Here is a 16,557-nt window from a genome sequence, read left to right as displayed (position 1 = left end):
GACGAACTAGGTCAGGACGGATCCCAGCCGACCTTTGGGCAGTCGTTCCAGAGGCGCTCGAGGTCATAGAAGGACCGTGACTCCTCGTCCAACACATGGACAACAAAGCCGCCGAAGTCCATGAGGACCCAGCGGTAGTCATCTCGGCCCTCGACCCCAACAGGCTTCGGTCCGTCAAGCATGGTCAGTTGTTCCTCGACCTCATCGGCGATGGCCCGGACCTGGCGGGAGTTGCCGCCGCTGGTAACCACGAAGTAGTCGGTCACCGAGATGACGTCGCCCACCTCGATGATGATTGTCTCACCACCCAATTTGTCATCCGCGGCACGTGCCGCAGCGCGGGCCCAGTCAATCCACTCGTTGACCGAGGGGATCGGGAACGCTTCAGGAGTGGTGGTGCTCTGACCGCTCATAGCGGCTGAACGCTAACCCCGGAGAAGGAAATCGGCGCCGATGACTACCGTTAGGTCAGTCACCGGACTGAGGTACTGGTCGAACAGCACGCCGCCACCTATCGCAGCGGCCAACGCCTCGGCGGCCGCCTCCAGTGCCGGGTCACGGTAGATGACCCGGGTCTGGATCGCCCCGTCATTGCGGTAGTTGCCCACCACGGCCAGTTCGACGCCGGCTCGCAGCACCGCCTCGCGGGCCGGACCATCGACCGACGGATCGCCAGTGCCGTTCAGTAGTCGGACCGACGGACGGAGTCCGGGCACCCTTGGAATCGGGAAGGGGAACATCTCGACTACCACATCGGTCAGCTGGCTCCCATCGACCACGACCGCAGCGCCGTCATCCACCCACGGTGCGGACACGATGCGTACCCGGCCACGGGCCACGGTGGCCAACAGGTCGATCACGTCGAGGTCGAGTTTCGGCAGGCGGTCACGGGGGTCTCCTCCGTGCAGGGCATCCATCCAGCCCCGCCACCAGTCCTGCTGGCGAGTCGCCCGCTCGGCCACGTCCCTTTGCGTTGACGAGTCATCCCCGGCACCGGGAAAACCGAAAAGGTCCACCACATCGGTGGCCGCCACCGAAACCGTCCCGGCCGGAAATCGGACCACCGATGTCCCATCGGCCGCCGTGGCCACCAGGTCCTCCGCCAGGGTCACCGCCACGGGAGCTACGGCTCCGGCCAGACTCTCCCACCGGGCCGGGGTCAACAGGGTCGCTCCGGTCACCTGAACGTCGAGGATCGACGCCATGGCTATCCGGACCGCCTCCAGTCCGCCGTCACGGTGCTGATCCAGCAGCCGACAGGCCGCCTCGCATTCGGACGCGGTCCCGTCGCCGGGTAGCCGGGTCTCCACCGGGAGCAGTAGTACCGAACCCCCGCCACCCGACCGGTCGGCGGCGGCCACCACGGCGACCTGTACCAAGTCGCCCGACCCGTCCTCGGTAGCCACCAGCATCGACCAGGTCTGTTCCACGAATGCCTCGAACCCGGCGGCCGACGGATCGGTAACGGCCTCACGGGTCTCACCCCGTCGGCTGTCCAGAACGGTGGTCAATCCGCCCATCAGGAGGACCGCCCCCCAGATGGCTAAAGCGGCAGCCAACGCGGGAAAGCCCCACCTCCAACCGTTAGGGAGCGGCGGGTTCGGGTTTCGTAGACCATCGCTGCTCACTAATGCGCCCCGTACAAGCCGTGTTCAGAAATCAACTCGAGGACCGCCTCAGGGACCGCCCCAACCGCGCTCGCGCCGTCTTGAAGCAGGGCCCGAACGTCCGTCCCGGCCAGATCCGGGAACGTGCCCGCGAGCACCACGTGATCCCAGCCAGCGGGCGGACGGTGCCCGATGTGTCCGGGTCGATCCATCACAACAATCGTCGCACGCCGACGCACCTCATCAGGTCGCGCCCACCGGTCAAGCCCCGGGGCGATGTCACTTCCCACGAGTACGAACAACTGGTCCTTGGAGCCTGTCTCGGCGTAGGCGTCCACAGTGTCGGCCGTGTAGGACGGGCCGCCCCGCCGGATCTCCAAGTCGTCCACCTCCACCCCTTCGAGCCCCTCTGCCGCAGCGCGGACCATGGCCAGGCGGATCCCCGCCGGGGTCACGTCCTGACCGCAGGCCGTCTTCTGCCACGGGTCGTTGGCGACGACCAAAACCACTACGTCGAGCCCCAGATCGACCATCGCGGTCTGAGCAGCCTCTAGGTGACCTAAATGGGGAGGGTCGAACGTCCCGCCAAAGAGTCCGATCCGGCGCGGTCCAGGCGGAAGTTGGGCGCCGTTCACGGCCCGATGCTACCGGTAGGCCAGCGGCTCGCCGCTGTGACGACAGCTCCGTACATCGCCCCTGACCTGCGAAGACGCAGGATTTTCGGACCCCGGGGCGGATTATGCAATCTTCGTATGACGGAGGTCACCATGACAGGGCTATACAGCACCCGCCCGATGTGGTTGAATATCTACAGACGAGATCACCGGAAACATCCACCAATCGCCCCGGAAACCCGTCTCCCCCCTGAAATCATCCCCTCCTTGGCGCGCGTCATGCGACTGTCCGAGGCCAAGACAAGCGAGTGAGAAGCATATGAGTGACTCCGTTGGTCAGTACCTGAACGAGATCGGCATGGTCCCGCTCCTGAACGCCCAGGAAGAGCGGGAGCTGTCCCAGATCATCGAGGCCGGTGCTGCAGCCCGTGCCCGCAAGGAGGCCGGTGAGACCGGTCGCGAGATCGAGCGCCCCATCCGGGCCGCCGCCCGCGCTAAGGATCGGTTTATCCGATCCAACCTCCGCCTCGTGGTGAGTGTGGCCCGCCGCTACCCCTTGCCTCCCGGCATGGAGTTGCTCGACCTCATCCAGGAGGGCAACCTCGGCCTGGAGCACGCCGTCGACAAGTTCGACTGGCGAAAGGGCTTCAAGTTCTCCACCTACGCCACCTTCTGGATCCGTCAGGCCATCGGCCGGGCGCTGGACCAGAAGGCCAGCCTGGTGCGTCTTCCCGGCGACCGCTCGGCCAGCCTGCGGGCCGCCCTGCGGGCCGTATCGGGTAATGGCGATGAGCTCGACGAGGAGCACGCACGCCTGCACCGTCTGACCACCCCCACCTCGCTGGACCGCACCATTGGTGACGATGACAGCAACGAGCTGGTTGACCTGCTCCCTGACTCCACCCCGGGTCCCGAGCTCCAGGTGATGGCTATGGCCGAGAACGACATGGCCACCAGCCTCCTGGACGTTCTAGACAACCGGGCCCGCTACGCCGTCGAGCAGCGCTTCGGCCTCACCGATGGCCGTAAGCGGAGCTACCGCGAGGTCGGTGAAGATCTGGGCGTTACCGCCGAAGCCGCCCGCCGTCTGGTGAAGCGTGCCGTGACCACGGTGCGCGACCGGGCCAGCGAGTACAGCGACGTCGCCTGAACCCCGGCGGTCGGACCGACCCGATCGCTGAACGGTTCCTCAGACGGTCGTCGATAGGCGAACCCACGCAAACCTCTGCGGTGCCGCGAACCGTCACCCCTAGGCTGATCCACCGTGAGCACCTCCCAGTCCACCTGGACCTCCCGCACGTGGCGGGACCGTACCGCCCTCCAGCAGCCCCAGTGGCCAGACGGCGACGCCCATGAAGCGGTCCTCGAACAGCTCTCGTCACTTCCGCCACTGGTGTTCGCCGGCGAGACCCGGGAACTGACCAGCCGACTGGCTGACGTGGCTGCCGGGCGGGCCTTCCTGCTCCAAGCCGGCGACTGCGCCGAGTCCTTCGACACCTCCGCCGACTCCATCCGGGACCGGCTTCGGGTCATCCTCCAGATGGCCGTCGTGCTCACGTATTACACCGGCGTTCCGGTGGTGAAGGTCGGTCGGATCGCCGGCCAGTTCGCCAAGCCCCGATCGAGTGACACCGAGACCATCGACGGCATAGAACTGCCGTCGTTTCGTGGGCACATCGTCAACGATGTCGGGTTCACCGCCGAGGAACGCGCAGCTGATCCCGAGCGCCTACTCACCGCCTACCACCGAGCGGCCGCCACCCTGAACCTCCTGCGGGCCTTCACCAAGGGGGGGTTCGCCGACCTGTCACGGGTCCACCAGTGGAACCGTGAGTTCGTGGCCGCAAGCCCGGCCGGGCAGCGCTACGCCGCCATCGCCGAGGAGATCGAACGGGCCGTGCAGTTCATGTCAGCTTGCGGGATCAACAGCGAGACCCTGACCGACCTCCGACAGGTCGACTTCTACACCAGTCACGAGGCCCTCCTACTCGACTACGAGGAGGCCCTCACCCGCCGGGACTCACTCACCGGCGATTGGGTGGACTGTTCTGCCCACATGCTCTGGATCGGCGAACGGACCCGTCAACTGGACGGCGCCCACGTCGAGTTCCTGCGCGGCGTGGCTAATCCGCTGGGCTGCAAGGTTGGCCCCACAGCGACCACAGAGGACGTCATCGCCCTTTGCGAGGCTCTGAACCCCGAACGGATTCCCGGCCGCTTGACGTTGGTCACCCGCATGGGTGCAACCAAAGTCGTCGACGGCCTGCCACCATTGCTTACTGCCGTCAAGGAGTCGGGCCACCCCGTCGTGTGGGTGTGCGACCCGATGCACGGCAACACTTTCACTGCTGACGACGGACGCAAGACCCGTCACTTTGAAGATGTTCTGGCCGAGGTGTCGGGTTTCTTCGCCGCCCACCGCTTCGCCGGAACCCATCCAGGTGGCGTGCACCTCGAACTCACCGGGGACGACGTCACCGAGTGTTTGGGTGGCGGCGCCGAGGTGGTCACCGCCGACCTCGCGAACCGCTACGAAACGATGTGCGATCCCCGCCTCAACGGGAGCCAGAGCGTCGACTTGGCGTTCCGGGTCGCCGAACTGCTCCGTAACGGCACCCACTGATCTGACGCATTGACCCCCATCGGGAGGCCCCATCAGGTGGTCTCGGGTCAGACGAGGTTCTCGACAAATGCCTCGAGTTGGCGGAGATTGCGAACCTCGTGAACCCCTTCGCACCACGTGCCGTACTCCCCCACGATCGAGTCTCCGGTGTCCCAGTAGGCGCGTGGCTCGGGGTTCAACCAGAAGACCTTGCGGGCCCGGTGCTTTAGGTCCTTGATGATCCACGACTGTGAGGCGTGATAGTTGTTCCGGGCATCACCGAGGATCAGTACCGTGGTCTTGGGGCCGACCTCCTTCCCATACTTCTCCCAGAACACCCCGAAGGCGTGGCCGTAGTCCGAATGACCGTCGACCCACACGACGTCGGCTTCGGTGTTGACCCGGTGCACGGCCTGGCCGATGTCCTCCACCCCCTCAAAAAAGCGGGTCACCTCGTCTAAGCCATCGATGAACACAAACGATCGAACCTTGGAAAACTGGCCGCTGAGGGCGTAGACGAGATGCAGGGTGAAGCGGGCGAAGGCGGCCACCGAACCTGAAATGTCGGCCACCACCATGATCTCCGGCTTGGCCGGGCGGGGGAACTTGAACTTCGGCTCAGCCGGAACCCCGCCGTAGCTCAGCGAGTGTCGCATGGTGTTGCGGAAGTCCAGTGGGCCCTTGCGACCGTGACGCCGCTTGCGGGCCAGGCGTACGGCCAACTTTCGGGTCAACGGATAGATGGCTTTGCGGAGGTTCGCCATCTCCTCGCGTGAGGCGTGCATGAAGTCGACGTCCTCAGGCAACGGCTTGCGGAGTGTCTTGGCCATGGCCTCCACACCCCGATCGGCAACCAGTCGTCGACGGATCTCCGCTTCGATCTCCTGCTTGAGGCGGTCCATGCGGTCGTTGAACTCGTCGCGTTCGAGCCGCTCTTCCAGTGGCGTCAGGTCCTCAGGTGCATCCTCTCGGGTCGCCTCCATGAGACGATCCAGCATCCCGGCGAGATCCAGGTTCCGCAGTGTTCGGTACAGGTAGTAGGTCCCGCCCACCGGCCTCCCGGGTTCCATCCCGGCAAAGCGCATCACCGACTGGCGGGCCAACGCCCGAAGCATCGCATCGTCGCCCTGCATGAGCGCCTTGAACAGCATTTCGGCCAACTGCTCGGGGGTCAGCGCCGACATGCCGCCGCCACCACCGCCACCGGCCTGACCCTCGCCAGGCATCTGCAGCTGGTCGTCGTCACTTTCGCCGGAATCAGCCGACGGGTCGCCGTCGACGATCTCGTACTCCGGTCCCCGTAGCGAGAAGTAGACCTCGAACACCACCTCGAAGGCACGCCAGTGGCTGTGGTTCTTGACCAGCGTGGCCCCTAACGCGTACTTGAATGCCTCCCGATCTTCGAGCGGGATGTGGGTGACGGCCTCCATGGCGTCGAGATTTTCCGTCAGGCTCACCGGAAGACCAGCGTTGCGGAGTTCCTCGATAAAGCCGCTCAGCAGGTCCAACAACGGCCGATCACCGGCTGCGATGGGGGCGCCGTCAATTGACGTGCTGGCAATGGTCATGGAAGGGAGGTCCCTCGATCAGCCCACCGGGCCGGCCAGCTCGTCGGGGTTGTCGGCGAACTCCTTGACTGCCTTCTCGATGTCGGTGCGGTACTTCAGTAACACGTTGGCTGTCTCGGTGGCCACCGCGGCGTCGATCTGCTCGACGCCGAGCAGCACCAGAGTGCGGGCCCAGTCGAGGGTTTCCGACACCGACGGGTCCTTCTTGAGGTCCAGTTGGCGAATCGACCGGACGATCCGGGCCACCTGGTCTGCCAGGTTCGCATCGATCCCGGGAACCTTGGCGGTGACGATCTGACGCTCACGGTCGAGGTCCGGGTAGTCGATGTATAGGTAGAGGCAACGCCGCTTCAGTGCCTCGGAGAGCTCACGGGTACCGTTCGACGTCAGGAATACCATCGGGATCTGGGTCGACTGCACCGTTCCCAGTTCAGGGATCGACACCTGGTACTCCGAGAGGATCTCCAACAGCAGCGCCTCGGTCTCCACCTCGACACGGTCCACCTCGTCGATCAGGAGCACCACACGGTCCTCAGCTCGAATGGCTTCCAGCAACGGCCGAGTCAAAAGAAACTCCTCGGAGAACAGGTCATCTTCCACGTCGTTCCAGGCGGCGTCGGTGCCTTCGGCCTGGATCCGGAGGAGCTGTTTCTTGTAGTTCCACTCGTACAGGGCCTTGGACTCGTCGAGCCCCTCGTAGCACTGCAGACGGATCAGACGGGAGTCGGTGATCTCGGCCACGCTCTTGGCCAGCTGGGTCTTACCGGTACCGGCCGGCCCCTCCACAAGGATGGGCTTGCCCAGTCGTTCAGCGAGGTAGACAATGCCGGCAATGCCGGCGTCGGCCAGGTAGTCGGCGTCGGCCAGAGCACTTCGCACCCCATCCAGATCGGCGAATTCCACGTTGGGTTCGGTCATTCCCGGAGGCTACCCAGCGGTCACTTTCGGTCCGTCATCCGGACGGCAGACCGGCTTCACCGAGGCTCAACGACGGATCTGGCCGCTACCCCTGACGACGTACTTCTCAGTGGTGAGCTGCTCGAGCCCCATGGGACCTCGGGCGTGGAGTTTCTGGGTGCTGATCCCGATCTCGGCTCCAAAGCCGAACTCCTCACCATCCACGAAACGAGTCGACGCGTTGACCAACACCGCCGCCGCATCGACCTCACCGGTGAACCGAATCGCAGCCGCCTCGTCATCGGTCACGATGGCCTCGCTGTGGCCCGAACCGGTCTCGTTCACATGGGCAATGGCCTCGTCGAGGTCGTCAACCACCCGGATCGAGAGCTTCAGGTTGCCGTATTCGGTTGACCAGTCAGCCTCCACGGCCTCACCAATGGACGGCACCACAGCCCGGGCCCGTTCGTCGCCCACCAACTCGACCCCGGCCAGCGCCTCGGCGGCCAGCGGAAGGAACCGGTCGACCACGCCGGCATGAACCACAAGGCTCTCCGCTGCGTTACAAACGGATGGTCGCTGGACCTTGGCATTCACGATGATGTCGGTGGCCATGGCGAGGTCAGCTGCCTCGTCCACGTAGACATGGCAGTTCCCATCTCCGTCGATCACGTAGGGGACCGTCGCGTTGTCCAGGATCGATCGGATCAGCGACGGGCCACCCCGAGGAATGAGGCAGTCCACGAACCCGCGCTGCTGCATGAACTCGACAGCGGCCTCCCGGCTGGCGTCTTCGACGAGGACCAACGCATCGGCAGGCAGGCCCACATCGACCAGCGCCGACCGAATACTCACGGCAATGGCCCTATTGGAGGTCAACGCCCCGGACGAGCCCCGGAGAAAGGCGACGTTGCCGGACTTCAGACACAAGCCGAAGGCATCACTTGTCACGTTGGGGCGGTTCTCGTAGATGATGGCCACCACGCCCAGCGGCACCCGCACCCTGCTCACATGCAACCCGTTGGGTCGGGTCCATTCAGACGTCACCTGGCCAACCGGGTCTTCCAGGTCGGCCACCTGACGCAGCCCGGAGGCCATGCCAGCCACCCGGACCTCGTCGAGTCGGAGTCGGTCGACCATGCCGGCAGGCATCCCTTCGGCCTCGCCGCGAGCTACGTCCTCGGCATTGGCGTCCAACAGGTCCGCTACATCGGCCTGAAGTCGGTCGGCGGCGGCCAGCAGGGCGGCGTTCTTGACCTCCGTGGTGGCAACGGCCAATGACGGAGCGGCCGCCTTGGCACGGCGGGCTAGGTCGGCAACACCCGATCCGGACCCGACCGGTCCGTCGGCCCCATAGGTGACGACAGATTCGGGTTGCATTCAGTGGAGGCTAGCCATCACCTACCGTGCAGTGGATGGCCGTGGACCGAATTGGGCACCCGAAGGATGAGGGATCATCGTCCGCGGTGGCCGCCGGGATACTGCTGTCCAAATTGGCCGGGCTGGCCCGCGAGTCGCTGCTCCGCTCCGTACTGGCCCTCGGTCCGGCAGCAGATGCCTTCGCTGCGGCCCTGCGGATACCGAACCTGCTCCAGAACCTGTTGGGAGAGGGGTCCCTGTCCGCATCTTTCATTCCCGTCTACAGCCGCCTCCTGGGCGAGGGCCGGCGCGACGAGGCCGGCAAGGTGGCGGCTGCGGTGGCCGGACTCCTGACTGCGTTGGCCGGCGGGCTAGTCGTCGTTGCCATCGTGGTTGCCCGACCGCTGGCGACCCTCCTGGCTCCCGGATTCAAGGGAGCCCGCCTCGACCTCACCGTCGACCTACTCCGCATCACCACCGGCGGCCTCGGTCTTCTGGTGCTCTCGGCGTGGTGCCTTGGAATCCTGAACAGCCACGGCCGGTTCTTCCTGCCGTACGTGGCCCCCGTGCTCTGGAACGTGGCCCAGATCGCCGTGCTGGTCGCCGCCCTCACCGGCGACTGGTCACCGACCCGGACCGCCACCGGGTTGGCGTGGGGCCTGGTAGTCGGCGGGGTCCTCCAGTTCGGTGTACAGGCCATCGCCGTCCGCCGGCTCGCACCCGAACTGCGGCCCTGGATCGGACGGACCATCGGACGTGGCGATCCGTCGGTAGCCGACGTGCGACGGCGATTCGGACCGGCCGTACTGGGTCGGGGCGTCCTCCAACTCTCCGGCTATCTAGACCTCATACTGGCATCGCTGCTGGCCACAGGAGCGGTAGCCGGCCTGCTGTCGGCCCAGATGCTCTACGGCCTCCCGGTGGCACTGTTCGCCACCAGTGTGGCTGCCGCGTCGCTTCCCGGGATGTCTCGCTCATCTGCCTCCGAGCTGGCCGCCACCTCGCTACGAGCCCGCCAGCGCACAGCCTTCTACGTGGCATTCTCGACGGTGGCCTTCTTGGTACTCGGAGAGTCCATCGTCGGCGCGTTGTTCGGCTGGGGGGCGTTTGACGGTGACGACGCCCGGGCCGTGTCTCTGGTGCTGGGCGCCTACGCCCTTGGCCTGCCGGCCGTGGCGTCCTCACGGATCCACCAGAACTCCCTGTACGCGGTTGGCGACACCGTTGGCCCGGCCCGTATCGCCGCGGTGCGCGTCGGCCTAGCGGCCGTCATCGGCCTCACCGTCATGTTTCCCATGGATCGGATCACCGTGCATGCCGGCGAACTGATGACTGTCGCCGGGGACGGCTGGTTCGGCCCCCTCAGCCAAGGCATCCGCTCGGGGTCGCTCGACCCGCATCTGGGTGCGGTCGGCCTGGCCCTCGGCTCAGCGGTAGCCGCCTGGACCGAGTTGACTCTGCTGGCCCGTCGAACCCGTCGAGTACTCGGCGCGCCTACTGGTCCGTCGTCGGTGATGGGTCCGCTGGCCTGGCCGGTAGCCACCGCCGTGGTCGTCGCCATGACTGCCCGCTGGGCCACAGGTGGCCTGCCCGACGTGGCGGCGGCACCACTGAGCGTGATGGTTGCCGGCCTGGCCTACGTGACCGTCGCCTCGGTCACAGGGGTCGCCGAGGCCCGCAGCCTCATCACCGACATCCGGGGCGCCCAACGTCGACTCGGCAATCGCTAACCGTCGGCCTCTACGTCAGGGCAAAACAACCAGGTCGTCGGCGTGAATGGCTTCGTGAGCCATACCGTCAGGCAGGTCGCCGGTCCGTCGGCCCGCATGGGCACGCAGAATGGATGAGTCGTGGCGCACGATGCCTTTGGCGAACACCGACCCTGACGGATCGCATACCTCGACGGCCGAACCGGCCTCGTAGGTGCCGTCCACGTCCACCACACCGGCCGGGAGCAACGACACCCGCCGCTCCTCGAGCGCCCGTCGGGCACCGGCGTCAACGGTGATCCGACCCGATGAACCGACGGCGAAGGCAATCCACAGCCGCCGGGCACCGAGACTTGCCGCCCGGGGACGCACCACCGTCCCGACGCCTGAAGTGCCGTCACAGGCATCAAGCATCACTCCCTCGCGGGCCGCGTCGGCAATAACAGTCCGGACGCCCGACCAGCTAGCGATCTTGGCGGCCGCCAGTTTCGACGCCATGCCACCACTTCCCCGCACTGACCCGCTCGTTCCAGCAAGGCCCTCCAACTCGTGGTCGATCTCCACAATCTCCTCGATGAGCGATGCACCCGCATCCAGGTGGGGGTCAGCGGTCAGCAGGCCTGGCGTGTCGGTCAGCAACACAAGTGTCGACGCATCGACAAGGTGGGCCACTAGCGCGGCGATCCGGTCGTTATCTCCGAACCGGATCTCGTCATCGGCAATGGCGTCGTTCTCGTTCACTACGGGCACGACACCCAGTTCCAGAAGTCGGGTGAGTGTGCCCCGCGCATGCAGGTACTGGGCTCGCACGAAGAAGTCGAGAGGCGCCAACAGCACCTGTCCGGCAATCAGGCCGTGTCGGCCCAACTCCTCGCGGTAGGTGCGGATCAGACCGCCCTGACCGACCGCCGAGACAGCCTGGAGGGTCACAGCGTCGCGGGGCCGGCGTTCGCCACCGAGCCCCAGTTCGGGCAGTCCCGCAGCGATCGCTCCCGAGGTCACCACGACCACGTGCCTCCCTGAATCACGCAACGCTGCCACTCCGTCGCACAGACGACCCACCGAGGAGCGGTCGATCACGCCCTCGTCGTCGGTGATCGACGAAGTTCCGATCTTGACCACCACGGTGTCGGTTCGTTTCTTCACGGGGTCAGTCCTGCTCGTAGGTGAACTCGAGGCGTCCGATGCGTACCGGTTCCCCATCGCGTACCCCGGCCCTCGACAACGCACGGTTCACACCCATGCGCTTGAGCCGCTCCTCGAGATAGTCCAGCGCATCAGGGTTCGTCAGGTCGTTCAAGTTTGCCACCCGTGCCACGGCGCGGTCTAGAACCTCCCAGGTGCCGTCCTCGCCGCGCTCCACTGCCACGTCCTCGGTGGGTGGCCGGTGCACGACCATGGAGGGTCGCTCTACCGGCGCTTCCCGAGCCTCGACCACCAGATCGGCCATGGCGTGGACGAGGCTCTCAAGGCCTTCACCGGTCATAGCCGAAACGGACGAACTGGCATCGGCGGGCAACGCTTCAATGGCCGAGGGTTCAGCCACGTCGATCCGTGAACCCACCACCAGACGAGGTCGGTTCAACAGATCAGGCCGGTAGGCCTCCAACTCTCCCAGCAGGACGTCAAGCTGACGCTGCGGCGTGTCCATGGCGGTGGGCGCCAGGTCCAGCAGCACCAGGAGGACCCGAGCCCGCTCGATGTGCCGGAGGAACTGGTGGCCCAGTCCCCTCCCCTCGCTGGCTCCCTCGATTAGGCCGGGGATGTCGGCTACCACGAACTCGGGGCGGTCGGCGGGACGAACCACGCCGAGGTTGGGCTCCAGCGTGGTGAAGGGATAGTCGGCAATGCGGGGCTTGGCTGCCGAGATTCTCGAGATCAGCGTGCTCTTGCCCACGTTGGGGAACCCCACGAGTGCCACGTCGGCCATGAGACGCAACTCAAGGCTTAGCCATCGTTCCTCGCCCTCTTCGCCCTGCTCGGCGAACGCCGGTGCCCGCCGTCGATTGCTGAGGAACTTGGCGTTGCCCCGTCCGCCGCAACCTGCCTCGGCACCCAACCAACGGTCACCGTGTTGGACCAGATCGGCGAGCACCTCCCCTGAGTAGAGGTCGTGGATTGTCGTGCCTTCGGGAACCTTGATCACGAGGTCTCCGGCGGCCTTCCCGTGGCGCTTTCCACCCGACCCGTGGGTCCCGTTGCCGGCCCGTCGATGGGGATGGTCCCGAAAGGAGAGAAGGGACGCCACGTTGTGATCGGCCTCCAGCCACACGCTGCCGCCGTCACCGCCGTCGCCGCCGTCGGGACCGCCCTTGGGGACATGGGCCTCACGACGAAACGAGACTGCTCCAGCTCCGCCGTCGCCGCCGTGGACGTTCAGCCCGCACTCGTCGACGAACTGGGACCCTCCACTCCGGGAGGTATGGCTCTCTGACATGGGCCGGAGCCTACTGAGGACCCGCTGACGCCACGGGCCCGAGATTTGGCTCCGTAGGGTGGTCCGATGACCAATCAGGACGCCTCGGAACGGGCCCGAGCCTGGGCCTCGACCATGGACGGGCACGCCACACCCGGCGCCACCGATGTGCGGACCGCCCACCACGATAGCCACGCGGCCATCGGCCCGGTAGCCGACTTCGCCCGCCCCGACCGCGATGCCGGTTACGAGGTACCTCCCACTGACGGTGCTACCCGAGCCGACGGCGGAGGGGACCGTGCCATCGAGGAGGCACCGGACGACTTCCGTACCTGTTTCGAGAGAGACCGCGACCGGATCCTCCATGCGACGGCGTTCCGACGTCTAGCCGGGAAGACCCAGGTGTTCGTGTTTCCCGAGGACCACCAACGGTCACGCCTCACCCACGCCCTCGAGGTTGCACAGGTGTCGAGGGCCATCGCTACCCGCCTCGGCCTCAACGTGGCCCTGGCCGAAGCCATAGCCCTCGGCCATGACTGTGGCCACGGGCCGGGAGGCCACGCGAGCGAGGATGCGCTCTCGCCCTACGTCGACGGTGGCTACGACCACGCCCAGTGGGGCGCCGATGTCACCCTGGCTCCACTGAACCTGTGTACCCAGACCCTTGACGGGATTCGGAACCATTCCTGGTCCCGCCCGGCACCGGCCACCCCGGAAGGTGAGGTGGTTAGTTGGGCCGACCGGATCGCCTACGTCTGCCACGATTTCGAGGATGCTGTTCACACCGGCATCGTCTCGGCCACCGACTTGCCGGACGGCGTCGTCCAACGGTGTGGGATCTCGCGCAGAGACCAGTTGGCGACCTTCATCGACGGCGTCGTCACCGCCTCGGCGATCTCGGGGCGTATCGGCATGGACCCCGATACTGCCGACGCTCTAGCTGCCTTTCGAAGCTTCGACTATGAGCGGATCTACCTGCGGCCCGCGTCCGTCGAACAGGCCGGGCGGGTGGTGAGTCTTCTTCAGGCCCTGGTGGACCATCTAGTCGCTCACCCCGAAGACCTTCCCGTCGACGCCATCGACAGTGGGACCGGCGACGACACCGGTCGTCCGGCGATCGTGCACACCGCGGTGCGTTACGTGGGAGGCATGACCGATCGGTTCGCCTGCCGGTCCGGCGTGCGCCTTCTCGGGTGGCCCGATGACCAGTTGCCGGTTGGGGTGGGCCTGGACTGATCTCCATCCGAAAACGAAGATGACGCACCGTCGAAACGGTGCGTCATCTTCCGACCGCCCGAAGGCGGCCCATATGCGAATTGATCAGTCGACGATGATGTCGACCAGTTTGCGACCACCACGTCGGCCAAACTTGACGCGACCGTCAGCAGTAGCGAACAGCGTGTCGTCGCCTCCGCGGCCCACGTTTTCACCGGCGTGGAACTTGGTGCCCCGCTGCCGCATGATGATGCTTCCTGCAGTGACCTCGCTGCCGTCGTAGACCTTCACGCCCAGTCGCTGTGCATTTGAGTCACGGCCGTTGCGGGTTGAGCCGCCGCCCTTGGTCTTTGACATGTCGTCAGCCCCTCGTAATCCCAGTGATCTCGATTTCGGCCAGATGCTGGCGGTGACCCCACCGGCGACGCTGGTTGCTCTTGTTCTTGTAGGTGAAGCCCCGGATCTTCGGACCCTTGGCATCACCGATGATGCGTGCCGACACGCTCGCACCGGAGAGAGCTGCGGGGGTGGCCAGCACGTCATCACCATCGACCACCATCACCGGCGTCAACTCGACTTCGCTGTCCACCGCTCCCAGTCGCTCGACGAGGACTCGCTGGCCCTCTTCGACCCGGTACTGCTTTCCGCCCGTGGCGATAACTGCGTACATAGTGGACACAGGTTACCGGTGGCCGACGGGGCCCCCACCGGCCACCGAGTGGCGGCGGTGTGACCGTTGCCGCCCAATTCGCATCGTCGTCCGGGCGTTCATCGTCGGCCCGCCCGACCGGAGCCGGCCAGCAACTCGTCGTTGAGGTGCACGCCACGCCCACCACAGTCGGCGCATGCGTTGGCGAACGACTCCAGCAACCCTTCGCCGATGCGCTTTCGGGTCATCTCGACCAGGCCGAGGTCGGAGATGTCGAACACCTGGGTCCGGGTCTTGTCCCGCGCCAAGGCGTCGCGCAGGGTGGTGGCCACGGCCTCCCGGTTGGATCGGACCTCCATGTCAACGAAGTCGATCACGATGATGCCGCCGATGTCTCGGAGTCGTAGCTGGCGGGCCAGTTCCTCAGCCGCTTCGAGGTTGTTTCGAAACACCGTCTCCTCGAGGCTGGAGCGTCCCACGTTCTTGCCAGTGTTCACGTCGACGACGGTCAGGGCCTCGGTGTGCTCGATGATGAGCGACCCACCCGATGGCAGCCAGACCTTGCGGTCCAGCGCCTTTCGCAACTGCTCGTGCACATGGTGGCGTTCGAACAGGGGTAACGACTCGGTCTCGGGATCGTGGTACGAGATGCGATCCACCAATGCCGGGTTCACACTCTCCACGTAGGTCCGTACCCGCTCGAACATGTCGGGATCGTCGATGATCACACCACGGAAGTCCTTGTTGAACTCCTCGCGGATGAATCGGAACGCCATCTCGGGCTCGCGGTACAACAGGCTTGGCGCCTGTGAGCGTTCGGCGAGCTTCTCGATCTCCTCCCACTGGTTGAGGAGCCGACGCACGTCGCGCTCGATCTCCTCTTTAGTGATGTTCTCGGCCGCTGTCCGAACGATAATTCCGTGCTGCTTGGGCTTCACCCGATCCAAGATGTTGCGAAGGCGCTTGCGCTCGGACTCCGGTAGGCGCTTGGAGATACCGTAGGTGGTGCTGTTGGGCACCAACACCACGAACCGCCCGGGAAGGGAGACCTCCTGGGTTAGGCGGGCTCCCTTGTGGGCGATCGGGTTCTTGGTGACCTGAGCCAGGATCGTCTGACGCGCCCTCAGCACCTGTTCGATACGGGGGCGACCCTTGCTGTCGAACTCCTTGTCGTCGTACTGGAGGTCACCCCGGTAGATCACCGCGTTCTTCGGGGTTCCAATGTCGACAAAGGCCGCCTCCATACCGGGCAGCACGTTCTGGACCTTGGCGAGGTACACGTTGCCGTGGATCTCGGTCACATCGTCGGCAGGACGCGACAGGTAGTGCTCGATGAGTTGGCGGCCCTCCAACACGGCGATCTGGGTGATCCCACCACTCACGCTCACACACATGGTGTAGCGGCCAATGGGCTTGCCTCGGCGCTCTCGACCACGACGGCTCCGGAGGGTTTCCTCGTCGAGCTCTACCGGCGCATCATCGGTGACCGCTTCTACCGGGCGGTTGCCGCCACGCTGGCGGCCACGGCCGCCACCGCCCTGCTGCTCGCCTCTCTGCTGGTTCTGGCGTTCTCCGCCCTGGCCGCGGCCACGGCCACCACGACGGCGACGTCGACCACGTCCCGAGCCAGAACCCGCATCACCGTCACCGCCCTGGTTTCGCTCCTTGTTGCCACTGGCGCCATCGCCAGACGGGCGGGCATCGGGCGCCGGACGGCTGTCACCGATCTGGGGCCTGCGTCCACCGTCGGGACCGTCAGGTGCGGGGCGGCTGTCGCCGATCTTCGGTCTTGTTTCCCCGCCACCAGAATCGTGACGGGACGTGGCCGCGGAGCGGCTTTCGTCGCCCCGCTCACCAGGATCAGTTGATCCGGTGTCTCTGGGCCCGTTGGTCCGGGCCCCTTCTTCGTTCTCGCTCATTG

The 16,557-nt window shown here is 65.8% G+C and carries 15 protein-coding genes; 4 read left to right on the top strand and 11 right to left on the bottom strand.

Translation table 11 applies throughout. The features are described 5' to 3' along the window. Positions 1–11: 11 nt before the first annotated feature. The 3 genes from rsfS to nadD are packed head-to-tail and all read right to left on the bottom strand — an operon-like array spanning position 12 to position 2,242. Complete coding sequence (gene rsfS, locus QF777_06165) at positions 12–413, bottom strand: ribosome silencing factor (GenBank protein MDP6911135.1); 402 nt, start codon at positions 411–413, stop codon at positions 12–14. Positions 414–425: 12 nt separating this feature from the next. Next, the gene (locus QF777_06160; GenBank protein ID MDP6911134.1) at positions 426–1,628 is read right to left on the bottom strand and encodes a LytR C-terminal domain-containing protein; all 1,203 of its coding nucleotides are present in this window, start codon (positions 1,626–1,628) and stop codon (positions 426–428) included. Next, on the bottom strand, positions 1,628–2,242 hold the full coding sequence (gene nadD, locus QF777_06155; GenBank protein MDP6911133.1) for a nicotinate (nicotinamide) nucleotide adenylyltransferase: 615 nt from the start codon (positions 2,240–2,242) through the stop codon (positions 1,628–1,630). The genes QF777_06160 and nadD overlap by 1 nt, the downstream gene beginning before the upstream one ends. 298 nt (positions 2,243–2,540) lie before the next feature. Between nadD and QF777_06150 the strand changes: the two genes are divergently transcribed. Then, positions 2,541–3,371 carry a sigma-70 family RNA polymerase sigma factor gene (locus tag QF777_06150; protein ID MDP6911132.1) on the top strand — a complete coding sequence of 277 codons (831 nt, stop codon included), beginning with the start codon at positions 2,541–2,543 and terminating at the stop codon, positions 3,369–3,371. A 114-nt stretch (positions 3,372–3,485) separates the two neighbouring features. Next, positions 3,486–4,844, top strand: a complete 1,359-nt coding sequence (locus QF777_06145) for a 3-deoxy-7-phosphoheptulonate synthase class II (GenBank protein MDP6911131.1) — start codon at positions 3,486–3,488, stop codon at positions 4,842–4,844. A gap of 47 nt (positions 4,845–4,891) precedes the next feature. Here QF777_06145 and QF777_06140 read toward each other — a convergent pair whose 3' ends face one another. The 3 genes from QF777_06140 to QF777_06130 form a co-directional block, all read right to left on the bottom strand. Next, a complete protein-coding gene (locus tag QF777_06140) occupies positions 4,892–6,391 on the bottom strand; it encodes a VWA domain-containing protein (protein MDP6911130.1) in 1,500 nt (499 codons plus the stop codon). Between the two features lie 18 nt (positions 6,392–6,409). Beyond that, positions 6,410–7,309, bottom strand: a complete 900-nt coding sequence (locus tag QF777_06135; GenBank protein ID MDP6911129.1) for a MoxR family ATPase — start codon at positions 7,307–7,309, stop codon at positions 6,410–6,412. 66 nt (positions 7,310–7,375) lie between these two features. Continuing rightward, positions 7,376–8,668, bottom strand: a complete 1,293-nt coding sequence (locus tag QF777_06130; protein ID MDP6911128.1) for a glutamate-5-semialdehyde dehydrogenase — start codon at positions 8,666–8,668, stop codon at positions 7,376–7,378. Between the two features lie 35 nt (positions 8,669–8,703). Between QF777_06130 and murJ the strand changes: the two genes are divergently transcribed. Continuing rightward, a complete protein-coding gene (gene murJ / locus QF777_06125; GenBank protein MDP6911127.1) occupies positions 8,704–10,377 on the top strand; it encodes a murein biosynthesis integral membrane protein MurJ in 1,674 nt (557 codons plus the stop codon). 15 nt (positions 10,378–10,392) lie between these two features. Here murJ and proB read toward each other — a convergent pair whose 3' ends face one another. After that, positions 10,393–11,502 carry a glutamate 5-kinase gene (proB, locus tag QF777_06120; protein ID MDP6911126.1) on the bottom strand — a complete coding sequence of 370 codons (1,110 nt, stop codon included), beginning with the start codon at positions 11,500–11,502 and terminating at the stop codon, positions 10,393–10,395. Between the two features lie 4 nt (positions 11,503–11,506). Continuing rightward, positions 11,507–12,793 carry a GTPase ObgE gene (obgE, locus tag QF777_06115; GenBank protein MDP6911125.1) on the bottom strand — a complete coding sequence of 429 codons (1,287 nt, stop codon included), beginning with the start codon at positions 12,791–12,793 and terminating at the stop codon, positions 11,507–11,509. Positions 12,794–12,859: 66 nt separating this feature from the next. On the opposite strand from obgE, the gene QF777_06110 reads away from it, so the two are divergent. Continuing rightward, a complete protein-coding gene (locus tag QF777_06110; protein ID MDP6911124.1) occupies positions 12,860–14,008 on the top strand; it encodes an HD domain-containing protein in 1,149 nt (382 codons plus the stop codon). Positions 14,009–14,092: 84 nt separating this feature from the next. Here QF777_06110 and rpmA read toward each other — a convergent pair whose 3' ends face one another. The 3 genes from rpmA to QF777_06095 all read right to left on the bottom strand — a co-directional run bounded on the left by rpmA (position 14,093) and on the right by QF777_06095 (position 16,555). Next, entirely contained in the window at positions 14,093–14,344 is a 252-nt protein-coding gene (rpmA, locus tag QF777_06105; protein ID MDP6911123.1) for a 50S ribosomal protein L27, read from the bottom strand. Between the two features lie 4 nt (positions 14,345–14,348). Further along, positions 14,349–14,657 (bottom strand): 50S ribosomal protein L21, encoded by a 309-nt coding sequence (gene rplU, locus QF777_06100; protein MDP6911122.1) that lies wholly within the window; start codon positions 14,655–14,657, stop codon positions 14,349–14,351. Between the two features lie 98 nt (positions 14,658–14,755). Next, positions 14,756–16,555 carry an Rne/Rng family ribonuclease gene (locus QF777_06095; GenBank protein MDP6911121.1) on the bottom strand — a complete coding sequence of 600 codons (1,800 nt, stop codon included), beginning with the start codon at positions 16,553–16,555 and terminating at the stop codon, positions 14,756–14,758. Positions 16,556–16,557: the final 2 nt, after the last annotated feature.

The sequence above is a fragment of the Acidimicrobiales bacterium genome (genome assembly GCA_030747595.1).
GTDB lineage: Bacteria > Actinomycetota > Acidimicrobiia > Acidimicrobiales > MedAcidi-G1 > UBA9410.
This window is presented reverse-complemented; position numbering and strand designations above follow the sequence as displayed.

Excerpts from the sequence above, each read along its gene's own strand:
- QF777_06110 (MDP6911124.1), top strand. The coding sequence starts at position 12,860 with ATGACCAATCAGGACGCCTCGGAACGGGCCCGAGCCTGGGCCTCGACC.
- QF777_06150 (MDP6911132.1), top strand. The coding sequence starts at position 2,541 with ATGAGTGACTCCGTTGGTCAGTACCTGAACGAGATCGGCATGGTCCCG.
- obgE (MDP6911125.1), bottom strand. The coding sequence starts at position 12,793 with ATGTCAGAGAGCCATACCTCCCGGAGTGGAGGGTCCCAGTTCGTCGAC.
- QF777_06130 (MDP6911128.1), bottom strand. The coding sequence starts at position 8,668 with ATGCAACCCGAATCTGTCGTCACCTATGGGGCCGACGGACCGGTCGGG.
- rpmA (MDP6911123.1), bottom strand. The coding sequence starts at position 14,344 with ATGTCAAAGACCAAGGGCGGCGGCTCAACCCGCAACGGCCGTGACTCA.
- rplU (MDP6911122.1), bottom strand. The coding sequence starts at position 14,657 with ATGTACGCAGTTATCGCCACGGGCGGAAAGCAGTACCGGGTCGAAGAG.
- QF777_06135 (MDP6911129.1), bottom strand. The coding sequence starts at position 7,309 with ATGACCGAACCCAACGTGGAATTCGCCGATCTGGATGGGGTGCGAAGT.
- rsfS (MDP6911135.1), bottom strand. The coding sequence starts at position 413 with ATGAGCGGTCAGAGCACCACCACTCCTGAAGCGTTCCCGATCCCCTCG.
- murJ (MDP6911127.1), top strand. The coding sequence starts at position 8,704 with ATGGCCGTGGACCGAATTGGGCACCCGAAGGATGAGGGATCATCGTCC.
- QF777_06140 (MDP6911130.1), bottom strand. The coding sequence starts at position 6,391 with ATGACCATTGCCAGCACGTCAATTGACGGCGCCCCCATCGCAGCCGGT.
- QF777_06095 (MDP6911121.1), bottom strand. The coding sequence starts at position 16,555 with ATGAGCGAGAACGAAGAAGGGGCCCGGACCAACGGGCCCAGAGACACC.